Origin of the sequence: Nitrosomonas ureae (assembly GCF_900206265.1) — a bacterium.
Lineage (GTDB): Bacteria > Pseudomonadota > Gammaproteobacteria > Burkholderiales > Nitrosomonadaceae > Nitrosomonas > Nitrosomonas ureae_C.
In genome coordinates this window covers 592,091-617,389 of the sequence record NZ_LT907782.1, presented here as the reverse complement: position 1 = coordinate 617,389, position 25,299 = coordinate 592,091, and the positions used below count along the sequence as shown (strand labels likewise).

At 45.9% G+C, this 25,299-nt stretch carries 24 protein-coding genes and 2 pseudogenes; 19 read left to right on the top strand and 7 right to left on the bottom strand.

Annotation, left to right across the window (positions count from 1 at the left end; genetic code table 11):
- Positions 1 to 53: 53 nt before the first annotated feature.
- Positions 54 to 821, bottom strand: a complete 768-nt coding sequence (locus CPG39_RS02710; RefSeq protein ID WP_419866146.1) for a tetratricopeptide repeat protein — start codon at positions 819 to 821, stop codon at positions 54 to 56.
- Here CPG39_RS02710 and CPG39_RS14990 point away from each other — a divergent pair.
- A pseudogene (locus CPG39_RS14990) lies at positions 803 to 877 on the top strand (hypothetical protein); the annotation flags it as partial. The gene CPG39_RS02710 and the pseudogene CPG39_RS14990 overlap by 19 nt on opposite strands.
- Positions 878 to 1,072: 195 nt before the next feature.
- Here CPG39_RS14990 and CPG39_RS02705 read toward each other — a convergent pair.
- The gene (locus CPG39_RS02705; RefSeq protein WP_096291921.1) at positions 1,073 to 1,798 is read right to left on the bottom strand and encodes a phage tail protein; all 726 of its coding nucleotides are present in this window, start codon (positions 1,796 to 1,798) and stop codon (positions 1,073 to 1,075) included.
- 249 nt (positions 1,799 to 2,047) lie between these two features.
- Between CPG39_RS02705 and CPG39_RS02700 the strand changes: the two genes are divergently transcribed.
- The 10 genes from CPG39_RS02700 (at position 2,048) to rho (ending at position 12,901) form a co-directional block, all read left to right on the top strand.
- Positions 2,048 to 3,277, top strand: coding sequence for a YcjF family protein (locus CPG39_RS02700; RefSeq protein WP_096291920.1), 1,230 nt, complete (start codon positions 2,048 to 2,050; stop codon positions 3,275 to 3,277).
- Positions 3,274 to 4,827: a GTPase family protein gene (locus tag CPG39_RS02695; RefSeq protein ID WP_096291919.1), complete on the top strand. Its 1,554-nt coding sequence runs from the start codon at positions 3,274 to 3,276 to the stop codon at positions 4,825 to 4,827. Before CPG39_RS02700 ends, CPG39_RS02695 begins: the two co-directional genes overlap by 4 nt.
- A 198-nt stretch (positions 4,828 to 5,025) precedes the next feature.
- Positions 5,026 to 5,403, top strand: coding sequence for a hypothetical protein (locus tag CPG39_RS02690; RefSeq protein WP_145956199.1), 378 nt, complete (start codon positions 5,026 to 5,028; stop codon positions 5,401 to 5,403).
- Positions 5,404 to 5,625: 222 nt separating this feature from the next.
- On the top strand, positions 5,626 to 6,213 hold the full coding sequence (locus CPG39_RS02685; RefSeq protein WP_096291917.1) for a YiiX/YebB-like N1pC/P60 family cysteine hydrolase: 588 nt from the start codon (positions 5,626 to 5,628) through the stop codon (positions 6,211 to 6,213).
- A 53-nt stretch (positions 6,214 to 6,266) separates the two neighbouring features.
- On the top strand, positions 6,267 to 7,046 hold the full coding sequence (locus CPG39_RS02680; protein ID WP_231990368.1) for a DUF3750 domain-containing protein: 780 nt from the start codon (positions 6,267 to 6,269) through the stop codon (positions 7,044 to 7,046).
- Positions 7,047 to 7,163: 117 nt separating this feature from the next.
- The gene (locus CPG39_RS02675; RefSeq protein WP_172424070.1) at positions 7,164 to 8,177 is read left to right on the top strand and encodes a Fe(3+) ABC transporter substrate-binding protein; all 1,014 of its coding nucleotides are present in this window, start codon (positions 7,164 to 7,166) and stop codon (positions 8,175 to 8,177) included.
- Between the two features lie 100 nt (positions 8,178 to 8,277).
- Positions 8,278 to 9,882: an ABC transporter permease gene (locus CPG39_RS02670; RefSeq protein WP_096291916.1), complete on the top strand. Its 1,605-nt coding sequence runs from the start codon at positions 8,278 to 8,280 to the stop codon at positions 9,880 to 9,882.
- Complete coding sequence (locus CPG39_RS02665) at positions 9,882 to 10,937, top strand: ABC transporter ATP-binding protein (protein ID WP_096291915.1); 1,056 nt, start codon at positions 9,882 to 9,884, stop codon at positions 10,935 to 10,937. The genes CPG39_RS02670 and CPG39_RS02665 overlap by 1 nt, the downstream gene beginning before the upstream one ends.
- Before the next feature lie 233 nt (positions 10,938 to 11,170).
- On the top strand, positions 11,171 to 11,497 hold the full coding sequence (trxA, locus tag CPG39_RS02660; protein ID WP_096291914.1) for a thioredoxin TrxA: 327 nt from the start codon (positions 11,171 to 11,173) through the stop codon (positions 11,495 to 11,497).
- Between the two features lie 144 nt (positions 11,498 to 11,641).
- On the top strand, positions 11,642 to 12,901 hold the full coding sequence (rho, locus tag CPG39_RS02655) for a transcription termination factor Rho (RefSeq protein ID WP_096291913.1): 1,260 nt from the start codon (positions 11,642 to 11,644) through the stop codon (positions 12,899 to 12,901).
- A gap of 219 nt (positions 12,902 to 13,120) precedes the next feature.
- On the opposite strand, the gene CPG39_RS02650 is transcribed toward rho, so the two are convergent.
- The 3 genes from CPG39_RS02650 to CPG39_RS02640 form a co-directional block, all read right to left on the bottom strand.
- Positions 13,121 to 13,429 carry a (2Fe-2S) ferredoxin domain-containing protein gene (locus CPG39_RS02650; RefSeq protein ID WP_096291912.1) on the bottom strand — a complete coding sequence of 103 codons (309 nt, stop codon included), beginning with the start codon at positions 13,427 to 13,429 and terminating at the stop codon, positions 13,121 to 13,123.
- Between the two features lie 156 nt (positions 13,430 to 13,585).
- On the bottom strand, positions 13,586 to 15,100 hold the full coding sequence (gene ubiB, locus CPG39_RS02645; protein ID WP_096291911.1) for a ubiquinone biosynthesis regulatory protein kinase UbiB: 1,515 nt from the start codon (positions 15,098 to 15,100) through the stop codon (positions 13,586 to 13,588).
- A 120-nt stretch (positions 15,101 to 15,220) separates the two neighbouring features.
- Positions 15,221 to 15,820: a ubiquinone biosynthesis accessory factor UbiJ gene (locus CPG39_RS02640; protein WP_096294229.1), complete on the bottom strand. Its 600-nt coding sequence runs from the start codon at positions 15,818 to 15,820 to the stop codon at positions 15,221 to 15,223.
- A gap of 352 nt (positions 15,821 to 16,172) precedes the next feature.
- Between CPG39_RS02640 and CPG39_RS02635 the strand changes: the two genes are divergently transcribed.
- From CPG39_RS02635 to ppa, 6 genes and pseudogenes are all read left to right on the top strand, one after another.
- A complete protein-coding gene (locus CPG39_RS02635; protein ID WP_096291910.1) occupies positions 16,173 to 16,571 on the top strand; it encodes a lysophosphatidic acid receptor in 399 nt (132 codons plus the stop codon).
- A 268-nt stretch (positions 16,572 to 16,839) separates the two neighbouring features.
- A protein-coding gene (locus CPG39_RS02630) for an IS3 family transposase (RefSeq protein WP_096291527.1) occupies positions 16,840 to 17,930 on the top strand; the annotation gives its coding sequence in 2 pieces (ribosomal slippage) (positions 16,840 to 17,101 and positions 17,101 to 17,930; 1,092 coding nt in all).
- Between the two features lie 49 nt (positions 17,931 to 17,979).
- Positions 17,980 to 19,151, top strand: a pseudogene (locus CPG39_RS02625) (IS3 family transposase).
- Positions 19,152 to 19,738: 587 nt separating this feature from the next.
- The gene (locus tag CPG39_RS02615) at positions 19,739 to 20,146 is read left to right on the top strand and encodes a DUF4398 domain-containing protein (RefSeq protein WP_013647592.1); all 408 of its coding nucleotides are present in this window, start codon (positions 19,739 to 19,741) and stop codon (positions 20,144 to 20,146) included.
- Between the two features lie 18 nt (positions 20,147 to 20,164).
- Positions 20,165 to 20,998: an OmpA family protein gene (locus CPG39_RS02610; protein WP_096291908.1), complete on the top strand. Its 834-nt coding sequence runs from the start codon at positions 20,165 to 20,167 to the stop codon at positions 20,996 to 20,998.
- A gap of 358 nt (positions 20,999 to 21,356) precedes the next feature.
- Positions 21,357 to 21,890 carry an inorganic diphosphatase gene (gene ppa / locus CPG39_RS02605; protein WP_013647590.1) on the top strand — a complete coding sequence of 178 codons (534 nt, stop codon included), beginning with the start codon at positions 21,357 to 21,359 and terminating at the stop codon, positions 21,888 to 21,890.
- A gap of 185 nt (positions 21,891 to 22,075) precedes the next feature.
- On the opposite strand, the gene CPG39_RS02600 is transcribed toward ppa, so the two are convergent.
- Together CPG39_RS02600 and CPG39_RS02595 are read right to left on the bottom strand one after the other, a co-directional pair.
- A complete protein-coding gene (locus CPG39_RS02600; protein WP_096291907.1) occupies positions 22,076 to 22,873 on the bottom strand; it encodes a sulfite exporter TauE/SafE family protein in 798 nt (265 codons plus the stop codon).
- A 31-nt stretch (positions 22,874 to 22,904) separates the two neighbouring features.
- A complete protein-coding gene (locus tag CPG39_RS02595) occupies positions 22,905 to 23,360 on the bottom strand; it encodes an EVE domain-containing protein (RefSeq protein WP_096291906.1) in 456 nt (151 codons plus the stop codon).
- A gap of 103 nt (positions 23,361 to 23,463) precedes the next feature.
- Between CPG39_RS02595 and CPG39_RS02590 the strand changes: the two genes are divergently transcribed.
- A complete protein-coding gene (locus tag CPG39_RS02590; protein WP_096291905.1) occupies positions 23,464 to 24,117 on the top strand; it encodes a thiol-disulfide isomerase in 654 nt (217 codons plus the stop codon).
- Between the two features lie 331 nt (positions 24,118 to 24,448).
- On the top strand, positions 24,449 to 25,249 hold the full coding sequence (locus CPG39_RS02585) for a GGDEF domain-containing protein (RefSeq protein WP_096291904.1): 801 nt from the start codon (positions 24,449 to 24,451) through the stop codon (positions 25,247 to 25,249).
- Positions 25,250 to 25,299 lie beyond the last annotated feature (50 nt).

The window sequence follows — 25,299 nt, the reverse complement described above, 5'->3', positions numbered from 1 at the left end:
CGAGATGATCGCTTGGATACCGCTGCGATTGGATTTCATCAAGCGACCCCTGCTTAATTTCCCTGTAAATGCCGTGCGATTTTCTGATCAAGCTCGGCTAGCCATGTTTCCGGCATGACGGCGAGGATCTGCTGCAACAGCGATTTTGCAACCGAGATTTCTTCCGAGTCTTGAGATTGTTGTATTGTTGCTGAAAGCCATAGATAAGCTTTGGCCAGATGTTCTGCGGATAATTGACCGGTTTCCGGATCCGGTTCCGCATCGTAAAAATGTTTGCCTGCCTGAAAATAGGCGGGGACATATTTGAACGCAGCGGCTTGTTCAAACATTTGCCTGATTTCTGGCGGCGCATGTTTTCCCGATGAATCACTCTGCATGATCAGACCCAGATAATAAAAGGCTTCAGGCGCTTGTTTCCGCGCGGCGGCTGCAAACCAGCGATAAGCTTCCTGTTTATTCCGAATGGCCGGATCGCCTTGCAGGTAAAATTTTCCCATCCAGAGTTGTGCGGGAGGCGAGCCTTGCTGCGCTGCAGGGTGGCAGAGTTCCAGCGCCTTTACGGGATCCTTGGGGAAGCCTCGTCCAGTCATCAGCAGATTGGCGAGGTGGCAGTACGAATAGAGGTGTCCTGCCTGAGCTGCTTTCCGGAACCAGTGGGCCGCAGTAACCGAATTTTCCGGGTGATGGATGCCTTCGTCAAAACACACGCCGGTCAAATGTTGAGCTACCGGAATGCCGCCTTGTGCAGCTTGTTCGAACCACCGGCACGCAATGACGGGGTCGATTTTACGTCCCCAGCCATTCTGGTAAAAAAGCCCCAGTGAAAACTGCGCTAAGGCATTGTTGCCCTGTACAGCAGCATCATGATATTGGTTAAAGGCTTCCTCATAATTGCCGGACGCCAATGCATCTTGGGCATCTTGCATAGTTAAAGAGCGGGTTGTTTGTATATTTACGCCGCTAACTTTATCCGCCCAAGCCTCAGACAGAAAAGTCGCGGCGCATAGCAATGCCCACAAAGCTTTCTTCATTTTCTGCCGGCAGAAATATCAAATAACCGCACTGAACAAGACTAGGGTCGCGAAGGGTAAATGCCATTCCAGGCAATAATGCAATTCACAACGGTATACGGCTGCATTACCGAAAAAGGTTGAGAACTGCCCGCAACACCGATATCGACGTTGGTGCTTGTCGTGGTGACGATATTGAGTCCATCGAGCGTGGTCTCAATCGAAGCGGGACTCATGCTGACATTCGGCGCGGAGGCAGAATAAGCACTGTTCAATCCTTTGGCATTGGCCAGAGAATTTCCTGCTGCGGTTTTTATGTCCGCGTCGCTATTGACCGCTTTTAATGTCGATGTTGCGGTACCGCCCGGTGCCAAGGCTGAGGTGGAAGCCGAGGTCGCCGTTGCCGGATGATTATGGGCCGGCATATTGTTCACAGTCAGTGTCATGTTTTCCGCGCCACTGGATTGGCCCAGGGTGAACATCGAACCGCCGGGATGCTGTCCCTGATGCACCGGAACTCTGCCGCGCATGTCAGGCAGGGCGAAAGTGGTGGTGCCGTTGCCGCCGTAATTAGTGCCCAGCAAGGAGAAGAGCGCTTGATACTGGTTGATAGGGAGGGTTTGACCATCGCATTGATACCATCCTTGCGGTGCAAAGTTGAATGCGACATAACTTATCTCACCGATAAAGGGTTCCGTTCCGGCGTTTGCGCTGTCAGGCGCTGTGGTCATGAGTATTGCGGCAGCGGTCAAAGAAAAAAAGCTTTGCATTTTTTTACTCAGTTTCATTGGTCTTCCCCTTTTTAAGATTGAACTTCAAATGGCATAAGTAACCTATTTGATATCAAAGGTCAATTTTTTTCTTTTATGGTTTAAATAATAAGTATTCTAACAGCCGGGCGATGGGGTAAAAATGATGTAATAACGCCTTTTATGCCTTCTTTTCTCGCAGAAGATTAAAAGATTGTATGAGTTTGAACGCGATGTGTGATGATTCAAGCTTAACTCCGTCTTTACTGATGATAAGATGACAACGTGATGAAATTAAGCGATCTGAAAAACTGGACGAGCTACTGGGAGCAATTGCGGACGGCTTTGCTGGAGCCCAGAGTCGACGAAAACTTGCTGGAAGCCTCTTTGCGTGAAGCACGCGCCAAGATGCCGGTACCGGTGTTATGGCTGTTGGGCAAAACACAGGCGGGCAAGACTTCGATTATCCGGGCATTGACCGGTAGCGCAGCGGCCGAGATCGGCAATGGTTTTCAGCCGTGCACGCGCAATTCCCGTTTTTATGATTTTCCCGCCGACATCCCTATTGTGAGGTTTCTGGATACGCGCGGCTTGGGCGAAGTGGCTTATGATCCGGGTGACGATATTCAATATTGCGAATCCCAGGCGCATCTACTGGTTGCCGTGATGAAAGTGGCTGATATCAATCAGGCTGCGGTGTTTGAAGTGCTGCATGCCATCCGTCAGCGTCACCCTGAATGGCCTGTGCTGATCGTGCATACCGGTTTGCACGAACTGTATCCCAACGGACAGGGTCATGTGCATCCTTGGCCTTATGAGGATGATCCCTTGCCGGAAACGGTTCCGCTTGATCTGCGTCGCGCTTTGCAGGCACAACGCGATGCTTTGAAAAAATTACCCGGTTTTGCACCCATGCGCTGGGTGGTTGTGGATTTAACCCTGCCCGAAGATGGATTTGAACCGCATGATTATGGGCTGGAAGCATTGTGGCAGGCGATCGAGTCATTGACCTCGTTAGGATTGCAACATCAGTTGAGCGGCGATAAAGAAGTGTATGATCTGTATGCGCGCACCGCGCACCAGCATATTGTGGGTTATTCGCTCACCGCGGCAGGATTGGGCGCTTTGCCGGTGGTGGACCTGGTGGCTGTGTCCGCGGTGCAGGCCAAACTTTTGCACAGTCTTGCGCGGCTTTATGGGCAGTATTGGGATAGAAGTACAATCACAGAATTTCTCGGATTAGCGGGGGCAGGGATCGCGTCCGGTTTTCTTACGCGTGTGCTGAGCCGCGCTGTGGTCAAGGTGATTCCCTTCTGGGGGCAAACGATAGGTGCCGTATGGGGCGCCAGTTCCAGCGGCGCGACCACTTATGCATTAGGAAAAGCGGCGATCTATTTTTTTGCCAGGCGCAAGGATGGCTTGAAGGTTGACCAAAAAACGTTACGCAGGATTTATACGCAGGAACTGGAACAGGGCACCTCCCTGCTCAAAGAACGGTTGCGGAGTCAATCCAAATGAAAAAACCGCTGCCAACCGTTGATCCGTTACGATTACTGGTAGTCATTCTGCTGTTATTGCCCGTGCTGGCCTTACTGGGTTTTGGCGTGCTTTGGCTGTGGCAAAGCGGAAATCTGCTGTACTGGTTGATCGCGATGGTGGTGTGCGGCGTGCTGGGTTATGGCTTACAACAATTGCTCGTGTGGCAGGAACGTCAGTTATTGATGAATATGTCGACCGAACCCAATCCGGAATGGCCGCCCCGTGCGGACGTGGTATGGCAACAGGTTGAAGCGCTAGCCGCAACCTGTAATCCGGAGGATTGGCCGCTTGAAGATGGCCGGTGGATATCGGAATTGGGGCAAAAAGCGATGGAAACGGTGGCGCATTGTTATCATCCGGAGGTTGAGAAGCCACTTTATGAACTGACCTTGCCGCATACTTTATTGATTATCGAGCGGGCCAGTCGCGAGCTGCGCAGGGATATTGCAGAAAAAATACCCTTCAGCAACCGCCTGACCGTGGGCGATCTGTTTCGCATCCAGCGTTGGAAAGCCAAGGCGGAAAAAATGTTCAATGTATACCGCGCCGGCAGCATATTGATTAATCCGATTAATGCCTTACTGAGCGAAGCCTGGCGGCATTTGCGCGAGCGCAGTTTTGATCAGGCCAGGCATGAATTGCATCGCTGGTTTCTACGTGCCTATGTGTGCAAAGTGGGTTATTACGCCATCGATCTGTATAGCGGACGATTGGCGCTCGGCGATGAAGATCAAGTGGAGTCTGCCACACCGGAGTCCAAGGCAGATATGAAACAGACCGATCAAACGGCGGCATTGGCGATCGAGCCCTTGCGGATTCTTGTATTAGGCCGATCCAATTCGGGCAAATCCAGTTTAATCAATGCCTTATTTGGAGAGCTTAAAACCGCTACCGATGTTTTGACGGGTACGACACAAACGCTTGAACCGTTCGTATTATCGCGCGAAGGATTCACTCAAGCACTGATCTTCGATAGCCCCGGTTGCGATAATTCATTTTTTGACAGCAAGTCAATGCTGGTCGCAGCGGGGAATGCGGATTTGATTCTTTGGGTCACCCCAGCCAATCGTCCGGATCGGCAAGTTGAACGGCAATTTCTCAATGCCTTGCGCACCTACCAAGCTGCGCGGATAGACCGGCGTCCGGCACCGCTGCTGGTCGTCGTCAGCTTTATAGATCGGCTGCGCCCGGCGAATGAATGGCAGCCACCCTATGATTTGACCGATACCGCGAATACCAAGTCGGCCAATATAAGCGCCGCGGTGCAAGCCGTCGCTGCCGATCTGGCCGTGCCAGCTGAGCAAATCATTCCTGTCAGCTTGCAAGAAGGCAAAATTTATAATGTGGATGACACATTGTGGGCGGCTATCCTGAACCATCAGGATGAAGCGCTCAGAATCCGCTTGATGCGCTGTTTGGACGCCAAAAAAAGAGCGGAAGACTGGATCATGTTGCGGCGTCAGATGGCAGGGGCGGGGCGTTTCTTGCGTGATTTGCCGGAAATGCTGGGTAAACGGGTGGATGAGTAGTGACTATGCATTTCTTTATCTCGGTATTGCTTGAACGAGGGTAAAGTAAATGGTGTGTTTGGTATATGTATTAGAAGATGCTTTCTTGCAAAGTGCCTAAAAAAACAAATTCTAAAATATGCTTAGCCGCGTTTATGATATTCCGTTCCCAATAGTAAGACATTTGTTGTCGTATATATTACGTTAGCCCTTATGGATATGACAGGGATCTCTGAGAACGAATTTTGGACCTGGGCGTATTCAAACTTTCTATCGAACGCGCAGCGAGGAGTATTGGCCGAATACTTGGTGGCAAAGGCACTAGGATGTACCGGTACACCGAGGATTGAATGGGACGCATACGACTTGGATGCGGGAGAGGACCTGAAGGTGGAGGTCAAGTCGGCAGCCTACCTGCAAGCATGGAATCAGAAAGTCTTGAGTCCCATCCGCTTCGATATCGCGCATAAGAAGGCGTGGCATGCGAAAACCAATACTTACGATGTAGAAGCCACTCGCTCTGCTGATGTGTATGTGTTCTGTGTGTTTGCGGCGCAAGATCGGGATGGGGCTGATCCCCTAGATACACGTCAGTGATCCTTCTTGACTTGTACGACGGAACTATTAAATAAGAAATTTCCGGCACAAAAATCGATCTCTCTCGCTTCACTAGAGGCATTACCGCTTCAGCGTCTTTCGTTCAACGATCTTGATGCTCAGGTTCGAGCGCTAAGAGTTAATGACTCGCTTCAGCAGGCACCTTGACGGGTGTCGCTGAACTCAAGCGTCCTACATCACTAACAACAAAAGGAGTAAATAATGGCTGCTCATATTGAAAATAAAGACATCAAGGCACTCCCCGTTCTTCCTTATTCGGATCTACGGGCAAAACTGAAGTCCGGAGATATTCTCTTTGCTTCCGGTGATTATTGGGCTTCCAAAGCAATACAAAAAGTCACAGAAAATCCTTGGAGTCATGTAGGGATAGTGTTTCGGCTCGATTCGATTGATCGTGTTTTACTATTGGAAAGTGTCGAAGACATGGGGGTGCGTTTTGCGCCTTTATCCAAGTACCTGGATGATTATGAAGATGGAAAGCCTTATAAAGGACGGGTAGTGTTGGCACGCTGCAAAGATGTGAATTCTTCAACGGTTGAAGGGATTGCAGGATTTGGCATAGACGAGCTGACGCAACCCTATGATAAAGACGAAATCGCAAAGATTTTGGCACGCATTACGCTGGGTATTGGAAAAAAGGAAAAGGACCGGGAGTACATCTGCTCGGAATTGGTTCACGAGTGTTTTTCTCATGCAGGTAAAGAGTTCGAATTTAACTCTAAAGGGTTTATCAGTCCAGAAGATGTTTGGTTGGATGAGAAAGTTTCTCTAGTAGGCCGAATTCTTTAGTGCTCCTCAATCTAGCATTTAAATTTTCATTGACTTAACCGGATTTTCTCAAGATGTTAGTATCAGTTGCGCGGGGTGTGGGTCGCTCTGTTTTATTGAGTTGTTGGGTGATTGTTTTGCTTGCCGGACTGTCTTTTTCGCAGCATGCGCAAGCGCAGTACTGGTGGAATGCGAGCCGCGAGCCGGTCGGTATAGCGCCTGATCCGGCCACGAATTCTGAGGCGATTATTCAGGTTTATGGTGCGCGCGCTTTTGGCTGGCGCGGTTATTTCGGGATTCATACCTGGATTGCCGTGAAACCCACGGGAGCTCAGTCTTATACCATTTATGAGGTGATCGGATGGCTGCGTCGTAGCCAGAGGTCGGTATTGGCAGTTTATGAGAATGCGCCTGACCGGCGCTGGTACGGCAATACGCCCGAGATTTTGGCAGATTTACGCGGTGACGGGGTGGATGCATTGATCGAGAAAATCGATCTGGCGGCTAATCGCTATCCTTACATGAAAGATTACACCATGTGGCCGGGGCCGAATTCCAATACGTTTACCGCTTGGGTTTCACGCGCGGTGCCGGAGTTGCAGCTGGATTTGCCGCCGACCGCGATTGGCAAGGATTATCTCGGTTACCGGTTTATTTCCCATGCGCCGAGCGGCAGTGGTTTGCAGATCTCCTTTTTTGGCCTGCTGGGCGTTCTGGTCAGTGCGGTGGAAGGCATTGAATTCAATTTTCTGGGCCTGTCTTTTGGCCTGAATTGGAATCCGCTCGCCATTAAATTGCCCTTGGTGGGACGCAAGGTATTAGGTTCGTGGTCGCAGCCGTTAACCGAGAATTGATCGGGATCTTGCAGTTCTTCACGATAGATATTTAATTGATAATTATTCTTATTCATACTATAGTATTCGTCATTGATTAATTCGATTGATATAACTTTTTTTCCTGGAATTTCTTTCATGGTAAGCCCAAATTTAAGCCGTTTTCTTATTGTCGTTCCTTTTGTTTTTTCGTTAATGATTGTTCAGCCCGCGCATGCTAACGAGGTAGTTGTATATTCAGCGCGGATCGAGCAGCTCATCAAGCCGATGTTTGATGCTTTTACCAAGGAAACCGGGATTAAAGTCAAATACACCACGGATAATGAAGGCGCGTTGCTTGCCCGGTTGGAGGCGGAAGGAAAAAATACCCCGGCGGATATGCTGATAACTGCGGACGTCGGTAATCTCTGGGCAGCTGCGCAGAAAGGCTTGTTGAAACCTGTTGAATCCGAGGTGCTTGAGCGCAATATTCCGGCGCATTTGCGCGATCCGGGCAATGCGTGGTTCGGGCTATCCATCCGTGCCAGAACTCTGGTTTATAACACGAAGAAAGTGGATCCCGCGGAACTATCAACGTATGAAGGTCTGGCGGATCCTAAATGGAGCAAACGGTTGTGTTTGCGTACTTCGAAGAAAGTATACAACCAATCGCTTGTGGCAATGATGATTGCCGAGCATGGCGAAGCTGAGACGGAGAAGATTGTTAAGGGTTGGGTGGCTAATTTGGCCACCGATCCATTGTCCGATGATACCCGGGCATTGGAATTTGTTGCGGCTGGGAAATGCGATGTGACATTGGTCAATACGTATTATTTTGGCCGTTTAATGAAAAATGATTCCAATTTGCCGCTGGCGATTTTCTGGCCCAATCAGAATAACAGTGGCGTGCATGTCAATATCTCTGGCGCAGGCGTCACGCGCTATGCCCGCAACGAACAAGCGGCGATCAAGCTGCTGGAATTCTTATCATCCGATAAAGCACAAAACCTTTTCGCGGATGTGAATATGGAATATCCCGTCAATCCCAAAATTCCCGCAGATCCATTTGTAGCGGGGTGGGGTAGCTTTAAGCAAAACCCAATGAATCTGATCAAGGCCGGAGAATTGCAGACGACCGCAGTAAAACTGATGGATCGTGCAGGATACCGCTAAAAACCGCGTAAGTAAGGAAGTTGATGCAGACTGAAATGGTGCAAAATCAATTTCCTGAATACGTAAGTTTCTTTTTGTTCTGTCTTTTTTCAAACGTTTGATGATCAATTGGCGCTGGGTACCTTTTATCGCAGCTGTACTGGTACTGGCGCCCATTGGCGTAATTCTTTCTTCCATGTTGGCACCGGCGGATGAGATCTGGAAACATCTTTTTGAAACCACACTGATTCCTTTGCTACTCAATACCTTCTGGCTGGTATTGGGCGTGATCATTGGGACTGCGCTATTGGGTATCAGCCTGGCCTGGTTTACTGCGGTGTATGAATTTCCCGGGCGGCGTTTTTTTTCCTGGGCGTTGTTATTGCCGATGGCGACACCTGCTTATGTAACCGCATTTGTAGCGTTGGGTTTATTTGATTTTACCGGCCCGATACAAACCACATTGCGTGTTTGGCTGGATTCTGATCTATCTTGGTTTCCGGATATCCGTGGCAGGATGGGCGTTATTATCGTCATGACCCTGGCTTTTTATCCCTATGTCTATTTGCTGGCACGGAATGCTTTCCTGAGCCAGGGCAAGCGTTCGTTAGAGGTTGCGCAATCACTGGGCTTCAGCCGCAGGCAGGGTTTCTTCAAAGTAGTGTTGCCTATGGCGCGCCCCTGGATAGCCGGCGGTATCATGCTGGTGTCAATGGAAACATTGGCGGATTTCGGAACGGTTGCGGTGTTTAACTACAATACGTTTACCACAGCTATTTACAAGGCGTGGTTTAGCATGTTTTCATTGCATGCCGCTTCTCAACTGGCTTCTTTGTTGATCATCATAGTTTTTATTGCGATTGTGCTGGAACAGCAGTTCAGAGCCCGTATGCGTTACGCAGAAACTAAAAGAAGTGCGCGCGCTCAGCGTATTCAGTTGACCGGGTGGCATAATTGGATGGTCATCGGCTTTGTGGTGAGTGTGCTGTTTTTTGCGTTCTTTTTACCTGTTGCACAATTGTGCTATTGGGCCATGCAGTCGTTTACACAGGATTATGATGTAGACCGTTACCTGGAATTTCTCTGGCACTCCCTGACATTATCCAGTCTGGCGGCTTTGCTAATCTGCCTGGTTGTGATTGCCATGGTTTATGCGGTGCGGCGTTATTCTGATCCTGTCACGCGCTATGCAGTGCGTATCGCAACCATTGGTTATGCATTACCGGGCGCAGTGTTGGCAATTGGCGTGTACGTGCCGCTGACCTGGCTGGATGGGCAGCTTGGTGAATTGGCGTTACACTGGTTTGAAATAGAAACAGGCCGATTGATTCAGGGTACATTGGCCATCATGTTGATTGCTTATTTGATACGCTTCATGGCTGTCAGTCATTATCCCATTGACAGCGCAATGCAAAGGATAACGCACAGCGTTGATGAGGCGGCGATGAGTTTGGGTGTGCATGGCTGGACAATGATCAGGACAGTGCATATTCCCATATTGAAACCGGGCATTTTTACCGCTGCCACTTTGGTTTTTGTTGATGTCATGAAGGAGATGCCGATTACGCTGATGACCCGTCCATTCGGTTGGGACACGCTGGCGGTCAGAATCTATGAAATGACTTCGGAAGGCCAATGGGAGCAGGCGGCTTTGCCGGCGGTTACGTTGATACTGGCTGGATTGATACCGATCTATTTATTTATGCGGCAAACTGAAATAAAGTAATGAGCACCCCATTGTTGCAATTAAACAACGTTCGGCAAGCTTATGGTAATCAGGGCGTGATTCATGATTTAACCCTGACTTTGCAGAAAGGGAAAATAGGTTGTTTGCTAGGGCCGAGTGGCTGTGGCAAAACCACGGCATTACGCTGTATTGCAGGATTTGAGCCCGTGTTGGGCGGGGAAATTTTCTTAAACGGAGTTTGTGTCAGTAGCGCGGATGTCTTTGTGCCGCCGGAACGAAGACGTATCGGCATGGTTTTTCAAGATTATGCGTTATTTCCACATTTGGATGTGACTGCCAACATCGGCTTTGGTCTGCATCGTTTAACCGCGGCGGAACGTGCCCGGCGTGTCGATGAATTGCTGCATGTGGTGCATTTGACTGAAGCCTCGCAAAAATATCCGCATGAATTATCGGGTGGGCAGCAGCAACGCGTGGCATTGGCGAGAGCATTGGCGCCCAAGCCGGAGCTATTGTTATTGGACGAGCCTTTTTCCAATCTGGATATTAGCTTGCGTGAACGCTTAAGCATAGAAGTTCGTGAAATTATTAAGAGTCAGGGAATCACGGCTATATTGGTTACCCACGATCAAGCCGAAGCGTTTGCGATAGCTGACGAAATTGGCGTCATGCATCGCGGTGAAATGCAACAGTTGGATACTGCTTTTAATTTGTATCATCGACCGGCGAATCGTTTTGTTGCCAACTTCATCGGGCAAGGCGTATTTCTTCCCGGAAAAGTGATTAGTGCGCAACGGATTGAAGTCGAACTTGGGATTTTAGAGAATGCGATTCCTCATCCCTATGTGATGGGTAGTAACGTGGATGTGTTGTTACGGCCCGATGATATCGTACATGACGATACGAGTTCGCTGCAGGCGACAATCGTGAGCAAAGCATTTCGTGGTGCAGAAATTTTATATACGTTGCGTCTTGCTGGTGGAGCGCGGGTGTTGGCATTGGTATCCAGTCACCATAATCATGCCATTGGCGAAAAGATTGGTATCAAGCTTGAAATTGATCATATTGTGGCATTTCAACAATTGGAGCCCTGAGACTTGATTCTTGAATCAATTTTGTATAAAAATTTTATAGGATTGGGTTTTAAAGCATTTTTTTGCGGTGCAGCTACTTCCCTTTTAATAGTTTTTTCTATAGCATAATCAGGTTGGTATTTTATACCTCTCTTTTACAGCTTTTTTCCCAATAATCGTGTAAACCGGTCTCAGAGATAATATTGAGGCTATTATTCCAAGAATTGAACAATTTTAATGAGGGATTTTATTTTATGAGTCAGCATATTCATTACGTTACCGATGCAAATTTTGAAACGGAAGTCTTACAATCGACTACTCCCGTACTCGTTGACTATTGGGCGGAGTGGTGTGGCCCTTGTAAAATGATAGCGCCCATACTTGACGAAATCGCCAATGAATATGGCGAGCGACTCAAAGTGGCAAAACTGAATATTGACGAAAATCAGTTGACACCGCCGAAATATGGCATCCGTGGTATTCCGACATTAATGCTTTTTAAAAACGGAAATATAGAAGCCACCAAAGTGGGTGCGCTATCAAAATCGCAATTGACAGCATTTATTGACAGTCATATTTAAGCTCGTTAGTCTAGAAACAGATAGATCTGTGGGTTATTTACCGATAAAGACCTCGTCGCGGCTTTTTTTATTACCCCATCTGTAACATTTTCCTTTCCAGCACCTTTACCTTTTTCCCAAGTATTCTTTTTTAAGAGCTTTCTCATGCGCTTATCTGATCTAAAAAATTTACATGTCACTGAATTAGTAAAAATGGCTATCGAAAACGAAATTGACGGTGCCAACCGAATGCGGAAGCAGGATTTGATTTTTGCTTTGCTTAAGAACCAGGCACGCAAGGGTGAGAATATTTATGGTCATGGGACGCTGGAAGTGCTGCAGGATGGATTTGGTTTTTTACGCTCTCCTGACACTTCCTATTTAGCCGGTCCGGATGACATTTATATTTCACCGAGTCAAATTCGGCGCTTTAATTTGCATACGGGCGATTCAATCGATGGCGAGATTCGTCCACCCAAAGATGGAGAGCGTTATTTTGCACTGGTGAAAGTTGATAAAGTTAATAATGAGCCACCAGAAAATTCCAAGCAGAAAATTCTCTTTGAAAACCTGACACCGTTATTCCCTGATGAACGGCTAGTACTTGAACGGGATATTAAAGCTGAAGAAAATATTACAAGTCGTATTATCGATTTGATTGCTCCGATTGGCAAAGGGCAACGCGGATTGCTGGTGGCCAGCCCTAAATCAGGAAAGACGGTTATGCTGCAACATATTGCACATGCCATTGCGGCTAATCATCCGGATGTGATTCTGATGGTGTTATTGATCGATGAACGTCCGGAAGAGGTTACGGAAATGATTCGCTCCGTCAAGGGAGAGGTGATTTCTTCCACCTTCGATGAATCCGCTGCTAGGCATGTTCAAGTGGCTGAAATGGTCATTGAAAAAGCTAAGCGTTTGGTCGAGCACAAGAAAGATGTTGTAATACTGCTTGATTCGATTACACGGCTGGCTCGTGCTTATAATGCCGTGGTACCTGCATCTGGAAAGGTGTTAACAGGGGGCGTGGATGCAAGTGCGCTGCAACGACCTAAGCGGTTTTTTGGTGCGGCACGGAATATCGAAGAGGGTGGATCGTTGACAATTATTGCGACTGCCCTGATTGATACCGGTTCACGAATGGATGATGTGATATATGAGGAATTTAAAGGTACCGGCAATATGGAAATCCATCTTGATCGCCGTATGGCTGAGAAACGGATATATCCTGCAATTAACGTGAATCGATCAAGCACGCGCCGTGAAGAATTATTGATTGCCGCCGAAGTTCTGCAGAAAATCTGGGTGCTGCGTAAGTTACTGCATCCAATGGATGATATGGATGCAATGGCGTTTTTGTTAGATAAAATCAAAGGGACCAAAAATAATTCTGATTTTTTTGACTCGATGAGACGAGTATAAAACTCAATTGAGTGGCATAAAAACTTGTGTTGGGGCAGTTCTAGCGATGGTTTGGATAATGTTGTTATTCCGAGCGGGGCGATACTGAATAGTAGATGAGAATGTACAATGATGACGCGTAGATTTTGTTATTGTTGCAGTAACTTCATACCTGGAGAGCGGATCCCGTACCAATAAAGCCTCCTGGATGGAAGTGAGCATTCATTGGGATGCAGTAAATCAGATTCTAAGACGCTCGACAATATTTCCCTTGAGCAAGTGCTCATCGATGATTTCATCAATATCTTCTTGATCGATATAGGTATACCAGGTTTCCTCCGGATAAATCACAATAACGGGACCTTCATTGCAGCGATCAAGGCAGCCCGCATTATTAATACGGATTCTTTTCTTACCATCGAGTTTTAGCGATTTGATGCGCTGCTTGGCGTAGTCACGCAGTTCCTGGGCGCAGAAATTATTGCAGCATTTTGCACCCCCGTCACGTTGGTTGGTGCAGAAAAAAACATGGTATTGATAATAGCTCATAAGAATGAATAATGAGGTTAGAAAAATAAGTTGCTAGTTTAACGTATTTCTTTTTGTTAAAACCGGATTGATGATGTGCAGGGTACTTATGCTGGCAAAGACTGTTTTAACGGGAAGAATGCTTTTCTCCGCGAAGAAATATTGAATTAAAGCGAATCAGTGAAATATTTGCCAGAACAGCAATCCAGCCAGCAAGATTGCAATCAGCAACAGCAACCGGTTTTGCCGTTTTTCTTCGATGACCAGGTCGGTCATTCTTTTTTCCAAAGCATGATTGCGGTTTTCTGCAAAAGCTTGATGTATCAGGCGAGGAAATTCCGGCAGGATAATCGCCCAGTTCGGGGCTTCTTTTTGTATTCGACTGGCAAATCCACGCAAGCCGATTTGCTCAGCCATCCAATGCTCTAGAAACGGTTTGGCGGTTTTCCAGAGGTCCAGATTCGGATCCAGATCACGGCCAAGGCCTTCAATATTGAGCAATGTTTTTTGCAGTAACACCAGTTGAGGTTGGATTTCGACATTGAATTGCCGCGAGGCTTGAAACAACTGAAACAAAACCCGCCCAAAGGATATTTCTTTCAGCGGCTTGTCGAAGATGGGTTCGCAAACAGCCCGTATGGCAGATTCAAAATCGTCTACCCGGGTATTTTTAGGTGCCCAGCCGGCTTCTACATGAGCTTGTGCGACGCGCCCGTAATCCCGGCGGAAGAAGGCCAGAAAGTTTTGTGCCAAATAATTTTTATCTTGATCGCTGAGTGTTCCCATGATGCCGAAATCAACCGCAATATACCGGCTATCTTGACCCACAAAGATATTTCCAGGATGCATATCGGCATGGAAATATCCATCGCGAAATACTTGAGTAAAAAATATTTCCACTCCAACGCGTGCCAATTGCGGGATATCGATTCCTTGGGCCTGCAATCTTTCAACATGACTGATAGGGGTACCTTTAACACGTTCCATCACCATTACACCATTGCGGCAATAATCCCAGTAGACTTCGGGTACCAGCAACAATGGAGAATTCAGGAAATTTCTGCGTAATTGGCTGCAGTTGGCTGCTTCACGCATCAGATCAAGCTCATCATCCAAATGGCGGGCGAATTCTGAAACGACCTGCCGTAATTTTAGACGCTTGCCGTCCGACCAGAGTGCTTCTGCCAGCCAGGCGCCTGTATCCATCAATGCAACATCGTGCATGATAATGGGTTCCAAATTAGGACGTAATATTTTTACCGCTACTTCGGTTCCATCGTGCAAGACTGCAAAATGGACTTGTGCAACAGATGCGCTAGCTATCGGGATGTCACTAAATTCGAAAAATACTTCACTGATCTTTTGATCATATTCTTTTTCTAATGCTGCTAATACGAGCGGTAAAGGAAACGGGGGAACCTGATCTTGCAGTTTAGCCAATTCATCGGCGATATCGTGAGGCAAAAGATCGCGCCGGGTGGACAGCATCTGGCCAAATTTAACAAAAATAGGGCCCAATTTTTCTAAAGCCAACCGTAATCTCTCTCCACGCGGCTTATCCAGCTTTCTCCAGAAGGTTAAGGTCTTTACAACAATTCTTAACACCCGCAGGCGGCTATGATTTAAGACAAATTCATCCAATCCGAATTGGAAAGCGACGTATTGTATTTTTAGAAGTCGAAATAGGCGCATGAGTAAATCTATAATCGGTAGGGGTGAATTGTGTTAAAAAGGTTAGTAGGATACTTCTTCAGGTATTATTATTTACTCTGCGGTGTCATTTGGTGATGGGAATGCGCTTCATAGCGTTCTCTATTCATTTGCGAAGGTGCTATGTTGCGCCAATTTATTTAACCTTCGTTCCAGTTGATCAATATCAAGCTGCACGCAATTGATCTCTTCTGCAAATCGATGGACTGTGTCTGGCTTGATTAGAAAAACATTTTCTTCAGTTAAATATTCGATCAATGTCTGAGAAAAGCGATCAATGTTTTTTGTTTGCCATTGCATCAGATGTTCGCCTGCATGAGCGACTCGATGCGCTGGTATGTCTCCGATTGCATTGCTAAGATCGTGCTCAACGATTGCTTTAAGGTCGATATGCTGACCGATATTAATCAGTTCCTCAACCAAGACCGGATTGCCGGCCGTTTTTATCTGCGCAAATGCATTCAGTTCGCGGGTCAACAATCCAGGCAACATTAACGGAGATAATGTCAATGTTGCATCTGCATTTATAGAATCATCAACTTTCTGTAATTCACCCGCTGTGTTGATCAGCATTTTGAGATTAATTAAGGGAGAAGTCCGAATGCAGACTGTTTGCCCGGTAAAAGATTGCAATCGCCTGGATGCCCAGCTTTCACTGCGTAAAACATGATTGATCGATGCGATTACAACGGTTGTCAGCATTCTATGAAATTTTGTAGACGTAATAACGGGAACAGAAGAAATAGCCACATATTTTGTTAAGTTTTCTCATTCAGAATCTAACTATAATTTAAATTGATCCTCTTCCTTCTCAAGCTTACAATGGCTTTGCGAGTATAGCATTTTAATTTGAATTCATTATAGGTTCTCGATATAGCTTAAAGTTTTCTCAAGTTGTTGAGATCAACCGGATTATCAATGCGGTTGTATTGAATGATTGACACTTGGCATTATAATTTCCGGAAAAGTTAATTTTAAGATAGTGTTATCGATGTTGAACAAGTGCGCATGCTGAATCATTTAACAATGTGTTTGGAAATAATGAGTGTTTAAGATGAAAAAAGAACTGCATACCCGCAATTTCTGGCACGATATATTCATTATTTTTTGCGCACTTGTCAGTGGTTTTCTATTGTCATTTATTGGTTTTGGGTTACTTTGGAGTGGTATTTCCTGGCCTATTCAACTAATCATGGCATCACCTTTTCTGTTGTTATCATACGCGGTGTACCGATGGAGTAAAGGCGCACTGGGAATTTGCGCTTTCATAGTGGTAGGTGCGGCACCGCTGGGGGTATTGATCAGCCGATTTCGCGATACAAACGATTCACATTTAATGCCTGCTCTCGTTGTTCTCAGCTGGATTTTAGGGGTGCTGGCAGGCTGTTATTTAGGCTATTTGTCGCGCAGTGCGCAGATGAAGTCGACCAAGCGTATCAACCTTTCCGAATAAAGCAGTAAGACAGGTTTCGCAATGCCTCAATCATGGATTAAATTCAAGGCGCGATATCTGATAGAGCTACGGTCATTTCTTACGAATAAGAGAAAAGCGGGTACTTAAAAATTCTTTCAAATTAACTATCGGTTACATTGACCTGGTTTAATGAAACCGGACAGTCCAGTTAAGAGAAAATAGCTTAACGGGAGGGTAATCCCCCCAGAAAATAACAGGAGTCAGAAGTAGAATTTTCTTGTAATTTATATAGACAGGAGATTCTGCAATGAAGAAATCGAAATTCAGTGACAGCCAGATCATGGCGATACTCAAACAGGCCGAGGGAGGAGTGCCGGTGCCTGAATTGTGCCGTGAACACGGTATGAGTAATGCGACATTTTACAAATGGCGCAGCAAATACGGCGGTATGGATGCATCAATGATAGCCCGACTCAAGGAACTTGAAGAAGAGAATCGCTGGTTGAAAAAGATGTATGCTGAGGAACGGTTAAAATCCGAGCTACGTAAGGAAGCCCTCGAAAAAAAGTGGTAGCGCCCTGGCAGCGGCGCGACATGGCTAAACAGGTTGTTAAGCAAAAAAGGATCAGTATCCGCCTGGCGTGTGAGATCTATGATATCAGCGAAACATGTTACCGTTATCAAGCCAGGCTCAATGCTGATAACCGTATCATTGCCGATTGGCTGCTGCGGTTGACGCACAATCAGCGAAACTGGGGGTTTGGTTTATGCTTTCTGTACTTACGCAATGTAAAAGGTTTTTTCTGGAACCACAAGCGTGTTTATCGTATTTACCGGGAGTTGGAACTGAACATGCGGATCAAGCCGAGAAAGCGGCTCAAACGTGACAAGCCGGAAGTGCTGGCGGTACCGTTAACCATCAATGAAACCTGGTCAATGGATTTCATGTATGACCAATTGGAAGATGGCCGCAGCTTTCGGTTACTCAATATACTGGACGACTGCAATCGTGAAGGATTGGGAATAGAGGTGGATTTCTCCTTACCTGCAGGGCGCGTCATACGCACGCTGGATCGCCTGATCGAATGGCGCGGCAAGCCAAAGCGGATTCGCTGTGACAACGGCCCTGAGTACATCAGCGGCTTACTCTCTGCCTGGGCGGCAAAGAACGGCATACAACTGGAATTCATACAGCCCGGCAAACCTCAGCAAAACGCCTACATTGAACGTTACAACAGAACCGTACGTTATGACTGGTTAAGCCAGCACTGCTTTGAGTCAATCGCCGAAGTTCAGGACTATGCAACAAAATGGTTGTGGACCTATAATCATGAACAGCCTAATACGGCCATTGGAGGAATAACACCAAAACAAAAGCTCGCTCAGTTAGCGCATTAACCTCTACTTTTAACTTCGGTTAATAATGGGGGGATTACCGGAGGAAGAAATGGTAACGAGAAAACAATATACAAAAGAATTTAAATTAGATGCTATGAGTCTGGTATTGGATCAGGATCACACGACGTCAGAAGTATCTCGAAACCTTGAGATCACGCCTAATATGTTGAGGAGGTGGATCAGGGAATACCAAGCAGATGATGCTGATCAGTCATTCCGTGGTAATGGGAAGCTGACGCCAGAGCAGGAAGAAATCCGGCAGTTGAAAGCGCAAATCAAGCAGCTCAAGCTGGAGAGGGAAATACTAAAGGAAGCGACGGTCTTTTTCGCGAAAGAAACGAAATGAAGTATTCGTTCATTAGCCAAAGGAAAAAGACCTATCCTGTTGGCTTGATGTGCCAACTCATGGGTGTAAGTCGTAGCGCCTACTATGATTACGTTCGGTGCGTTGATAATTGTTCTGAACGCCAGCATCACGAGGAAAAACTTGAAGCGGTGCGGGATATAGCAAAATCCAGCAATTATAGTTATGGCAGCCGCAGAATCGGAAAAGCGCTGAATGCGCTGGGTTATCCGATTGGTCGCTGGAAAGCTCGACGCCTGATGCGGGAAGCCGGTGTGCAAGTCAAGCATCGCAGGAAATACAAAGTGACAACCCATAGCGATCACAAACAGCCGGTATTTGAGAACAAGCTGAATCGGCAGTTTGATGTTGCAGCCCCCAATCAAGTCTACGTTGGCGACATAACCTACATTTGGACTCGAGAAGGCTGACTGTATCTGGCTGTGATCATTGATTTATTTTCCAGGAAAGTGGTCGGCTGGAGTATGAGTCCAAGAATGAAGGCCAGACTGGTTTGTGATGCATTAAGAATGGCTATCCGGAGGCGTCAACCACAAAGAGGACTGATTGTGCATTCGGATCGCGGATCGCAATATGCCAGCCGACAACACCGAAACCTTCTGAAGATACATGGTCTTATTGGCAGCATGAGCCGTACTGGTAATTGTTACGACAATGCTGTAGCAGAAAGCTTTTTCGGCAGCCTCAAACAGGAGCGAATCCACTGGTGCCATTATCAAACTCGTTTCTCAGCTCAGCAAGATGTGTTGCAGTATATTTCCATGTTTTATAACAGTCATCGACTGCACTCATACTTGGGGTACAAGAGCCCAAATCAATATGAGGTAGAAATTGAAAATGTAAAGAAAGTTGCTTAACTGAGTTGTCCAGTTTTTTACTTGACCGCGTCACATTGTGCTGGGACACCGCAAAGCGACTCCGGCGCGGATCAGCACATTGTTGGGAACATAGATTGCCAAGATATTGGAAAATTGCTTAATCTTCCTGCAATCTGAAGTTAAAGATCTCTTACACAGATTCGGCAGACAGAAATCAGAAAAAACTTATCAAGCGCTTTATCACTGTACAGAATGGATTCAGTCCGAAATATTCCAGAGGCATTGTAATGCGGCCTAAAACCAAAGCCTCCATGTCGATTTGTATGAGTATCCTGTCGAGAATTGACAGCATTCCAGAACACCGCTCCCAATTGAGTCTTTCTTTGCTGCTGTCAGATTGAGATAGCTTATCCAAGTTTCTTACTAGACAGGTTTGCATCTCGGCGTCTGAACTGATGTGTGCGCTAGCGTACTGTTTTTTTCCATTAGAAAGCATCTAATTATCAGCGATGGTCTTAAAAAGGTTATTTCTAAAATAGACTTGTCTGGATTTTGATATCAATAAATTTCCAATAATTACAAAAAGCCAAGTAATTATTGCCACCATTGTTTTAGGAGGTTTACCAATGGATCAAAAAATGATGAAGAATTTTTATTCCCTAAATTCGTACCCCATGATTCGCATATTCAATATCACAGTAATTTGTGCCATCTTTATGGTTGGTTGTGAAAGCATTCCGGCACCTACCGAGCAGATAGCCACTTCCAGAACCGCAGTAAATAATGCACTCAGCGCGGGCGGTAGTGAATTCGCGCCAGTGGAATTTAAGTCCGCGATGGAAAAGATGGAAGCTGCCGAACGCGCGATGGGAGAGAAAGACTATGTGCTTGCCCGCCAACTGGCAGAACAAGCGCAGATGGATGCCCAACTTGCTGGAGCCATGGCGCGCACTGCTAAAGCACAGAAAGCGGCAGATGCGCTACAGGAAGCGAGCCATACACTACGTCAAGAAATTGATCGTCAAGTTCAGTAATCTTCACTGGAGTTTATTATGCAAAAAAGTTGGTATTTCTCTACTATTCTGATTGTTATCGCTATTTATACTGTTTCCGGTTGCGGCTCGACTCCGCACAACCCTTCTCTTGCGCAAGCGCATACCCATTACAACAGTGCACTAGCAAATCCGCAAGTTACCAATATGGCAGCGTTGGAATTAAAAGAAGCCGGTAATATTCTGGATAAAGCAGACGTTGCGCTAAACAAAGGAGAAAACGATGCTAAAGTTAATCATCTAGCCTACATGGCAAAACAACAAGTTGCCATCGCGCAAGAAACTGCCAAAGCGAAAATCGCTGAGTCAGTGGTGGCAAATGCCGATGTCGAACGTGATCGAATTCTGCTTGAAGCAAGAACAGCTGAGGCTGAAGAATCCAAACAACAGGTGGCATTTGATCAATTACTGATTGCTCAGCAACAGAAAGAATTGGAGGAGTTAAACGCCAAGAAAACAGAACGCGGTTTGGTGATTACATTGAACGATGTATTGTTCCGTACCAATATGGCACAGCTCGAAGCGAATGGTGTTCGGACTGTGCAAAAACTGGCAGATTTTCTCAGACAGTATACTCAGCATAAGGTATTAATTGAAGGGCATACCGATAATACGGGTAGTCACCATTATAATCAGGAACTTTCCGAGCGACGTGCCAATGCTGTGAAGATGGCTTTACTGAATAGCGGTATTAGTAATGATCGTGTCGCTTCACGCGGTTATGGTGAAACCTTGCCGATTACCGGAAATGATACTGCCGAACATCGTCAACTGAATCGGCGCGTAGAAATTATCTTGTCCGATGAAAATGGCGTCATAACACCACGTCTGTGAGTAATGTAAGCAAAAATATGTAAAATCAGAGCCAGCTAAGCTTGCTCAATGGTATTGGTTAAGTCCACTCAATTTGCTCGTAACAAAATATTTGTGAGCGGAATATTTGGTTTAATCGATACCGGTTTTATTCCTCGTTCCTGAGGGGAGCGAGGTTGTTCATTTGACTTGCACTTGAGGGTCGTTTGCGGAAGCGGTGATTCATTTAGTCGTTCTATTTTATTTGTTCTTCGAATGCCAAGGACGAATGTTTGACAGTCGTTCCAGCCTTCAGTACACTAAAATTACAAAAGTAATGATCCGCGTAGTCGCAGTATTTGTTTCTTCCTAATCCCCAAAAGCGAGAAAGGCATGTTTCATGGATATTAGAGCAATCCCTGTAGGCGCCAATGTACCCAACAATGTCAATGTCATCATAGAAGTGCCCACAGGCGGTGAACCCGTTAAATATGAGTTTGATAAACAATCCGGAGCATTATTCGTAGACCGCATTTTACATACACCGATGCGATATCCGGCTAATTATGGTTTTATTCCTCATACTTTATGTGATGACGGCGATCCGTTTGATGCGCTTGTTATTGCCCGTTCGCCATTCCTGGCCGGATGCGTAGTGCGCGCAAGACCGATTGCACTGCTTCATCTCGAAGATGAGCATGGCGGTGATGAGAAGCTTATTTGTGTGCCGGATACCAAGACCTTCCCTTATTACGCACATGTATCCGAGCGAAAGGATCTTCCTGATATCGTATTTCAGCAGATAGAGCATTTTTTTACGCATTATAAAGATCTTGAGCCGGAAAAATGGGTGCGTGTCGGTCGCTGGGGTGATGCGGCCGAAGCGCGCGACATGGTGATGCGAGCGATCAAAATGGCTAAAGCTGCGGAGTAAAGTACTTCACTGCAAGCTACGAAATTATTAACTGCACAACTGCATCAGTTCTGCCGTTAAGAAGCGGAGAACTGAATTCTCAGAGATTAAGTGTATGTTTTCTTAGGTGGGGCAGGGATGGAAAAGGGTTGGAATCTTACAGTTGAAATACTGCAATAAGATAAATCAACATCTCCCCCTTTAATTTAAATTAAGTTGATTAACATCCTGATACCTAAACTATAAAGCAATACAACAAAGATTGTTCTTAGAATGGCGGTTTGGATCGAATGCGTAAGTCTTGCACCGAGAGGTGCTGTCAACATGCTGGCGGATACCAACCAAATTAATGCGGGTAAATGAACATAACCTAAACTGTTGGCAGGAAGTGGATCCGGTTGAATCAATCCATTTACGACATATCCGATGGTTCCGGCCAGCGCGATGGGAAAACCGATGGCGGCTGCTGTGCCAATAGCGTGTTGAAGTTTGATTTTGCACAAAGTAAGAAATGGTGTTGACAATAACCCGCCACCAATAGCAACCAGACTGGAAAGTGCGCCAATAACTCCGCCGGCGAGTAACAAGCCGATTCTTCCAGGTAACTGAAACATCGGGCTGGGGCGAAATTGCAGCAGCATCTGCGTGGCGGCATAAAAAATAAAAATGACAAAAATAGAGCTCAGTAGCTGACCCGTCATCGATCCCGCCAGGGTGGCGCCGCCGAAAGTACCGAGAAAAATACCGGGAGTAATATTTCTTACAATTTGCCAATTTACTGCGTCATGCTGATGGTGAGTGCGCAAACTGGTGATTGATGTGAAAATGATGGTGGCCATCGTGGTACCGAGCGCCATATGCATGATGCGATCGACGGGAAAGTTCTGAGCTGTAAATACGGTGATCAGCACGGGCACCAGGATCAGTCCGCCACCGATGCCGAGCAAACCGGCGAAGAAACCTACAAATGCTCCGGTCAGAAGGTAAATCAGCCACCATTCCATATTTGGTTTCTTTAGAAAGGATCCAATAAGATCATAGCAGGTTCAGGATAAATTGCCATTCGGCCGGATCAATCGGGGTGATCGATAAGCGGTTACCGGTTTGCAGTACCCGCATACGACGCAACTCCTCATGCTGCCTGAGCTCTTTGATCGAGATCAGACGGATTCTTCTTGTTAGGGTAAGCTCAACATTAAACCAACGCGGGTTACTCAATGATGCCTTGAGGTCAAAATATTTGCTGCTGGAATCGAATTGCGAGACATCCGGATATGCGGGTCTGCTAACAGTTGCAATACCCATAATCCCGGGATCTTTGCAGCAGGAATGATAGAAAAAAGCTTGATCACCGATATTCATTTGATTGCGCATAAAATTGCGTGATTGATAATTGCGCACGCCTTCCCAGGCTACAGTCTGCTTGGGTAATGCTGCAAAGTCGTCAATATTGAACTCATCCGGATCGGATTTCATTAACCAGTAACGCATTTCTAGCGAATTCGAATTAGTTTTTATCAAAAATAATGCATGACAGTGTCCAGCTTCTGTAATATGCCAGAGTTTCTATTTATTTATTTTAACTATTTTAACCATGAATAATCATTCGCTTTCTGATATTTCGGTTGCTGCTTGGGTGCAGGGAGGACCGATTGTGTTAAATAATCTAGTGGGTTCGGTGGTGTTGATTGAGGTTTTTCAGGTGAATTGTCCGGGCTGTTTTATTTATTCATTACCTAAAGCTATCGATCTGCATGAACGTTATCATCAACATGGATTGGTTGTCATCGGTTTGGCCACCGCATTTGAGGATTATGACAAAAATACGCTCGAGAATTTGCAAAAATTAATTACCACCGGTGAAGTGATCGGTGAAACACTCAAGGCGCTGAATCAATATGGCATATTATCCGAAGGTAAGTTGCCATGGAAAATTCCTTTTGCAGTGGGCATGGATCGCGTTGTGGCGGAAACTGAGCCGGTTACTGATAAACGCGTGTTACGGTATGCTGGTGAATTTCTTCCGGATTTTGAGAACTTAAGTAACGAGCAGAGAAAATTAGTGCTGCATCAAGTTAGGCATTATCTGGAACAGAAATCGATGAAGGCTGAAACTTTCGAGAACTTTGCACTGCAAGGAACACCTTCGTGTATTTTGTTTGACCGCAAGGGTCAATTAAAAGATGTTTCATTTGGTCGGATTGATTACAAGCAAGCAATGGTGGAGCATTGTATCAAAGAAAAATAATTATTTTGGATTTTGCCTAATGTCGATGGCGAGATGGACGATTGATAGAGTTTTTCATTTAGGGTATTACTCACACAGTTTCTCACGTAACTTATCCTTATAACTATGGATCGATGCTTTTTCAGATGAACCATTGAGTCAGTATAGAAGCCGCTCTTATCGGTAAATAACACCCGATTTCCCTTTTTATTCTTTACATCTGTTCTAACCCTATTCTGTTAATTTACTGGCATGGCAGTATATACCAGGACGGGTTCTCCTTCGCAATCCAACGAATTATCTCCCGCTGGTTTTGTTCCGCATCTAATGTCGTCAATTGAGGAGGATAGCAATGCAAGAAGCTATTAATCATAAACAAAAAAGAATATTAAGATTGGTTAAATCGACTAATGCTATTAGAAGTGAGCAGAAATCTATGATTGATTCTGAAGATTATTATAAGCAGGTAGAACATTATGCTGAACAAATTCGTAAAACACATAATGCTGATGAGATCATTCGAATTCTGGATGTCGTGTTATCCGAGACGCGAGGGTTGAAATTTAGTGATGAGGTTTTTGCCGCTCAGGAGCAAGTGAAACGAGCAGAGCAGAAGATTGAATTATTAAAGGATGAGTTGGAACAGCTGCGGGGACTTGTACAGACAGATCAAATGACGGGTGCATTCAATCGTCGTGGTCTTGATGATATTTTTAAGCGTGAAGCAGCGCGAGCCGATAGAAATGCCCAGTCATTGGGGGTAGTTCTAATTGATCTGGATAATTTTAAGAAAATTAATGACAATTTTGGTCATCAATATGGGGATAGCGTACTCATTAACTTAGTTACGGTTGCCAAGGAGACACTACGGCCTTCCGATATAGTGGCGCGTTTTGGTGGAGAGGAATTTGTAATTTTATTGCCCGAGGTTGAGCTAGAAGATGCATTAACTATCATTCAGAGGCTACAAAATAACTTGGAAAGAAATTTTTCTTTGCAAATCGATAACGAATCAATACCAATAACTTTTAGTGCCGGTGTTGCATTACGCTCATTTGGAGAGCATCAGAATTCAGTTATAAGCCGTGCCGATAGAGCGCTTTATCAAGCAAAGCGAACAGGAAAAAACAGAGCAATTCCTGCTTTGGCTTAGTTTGGAGCAAGAGCGGGATGAAGAACCATCTTTTCCATTATATGAATTTC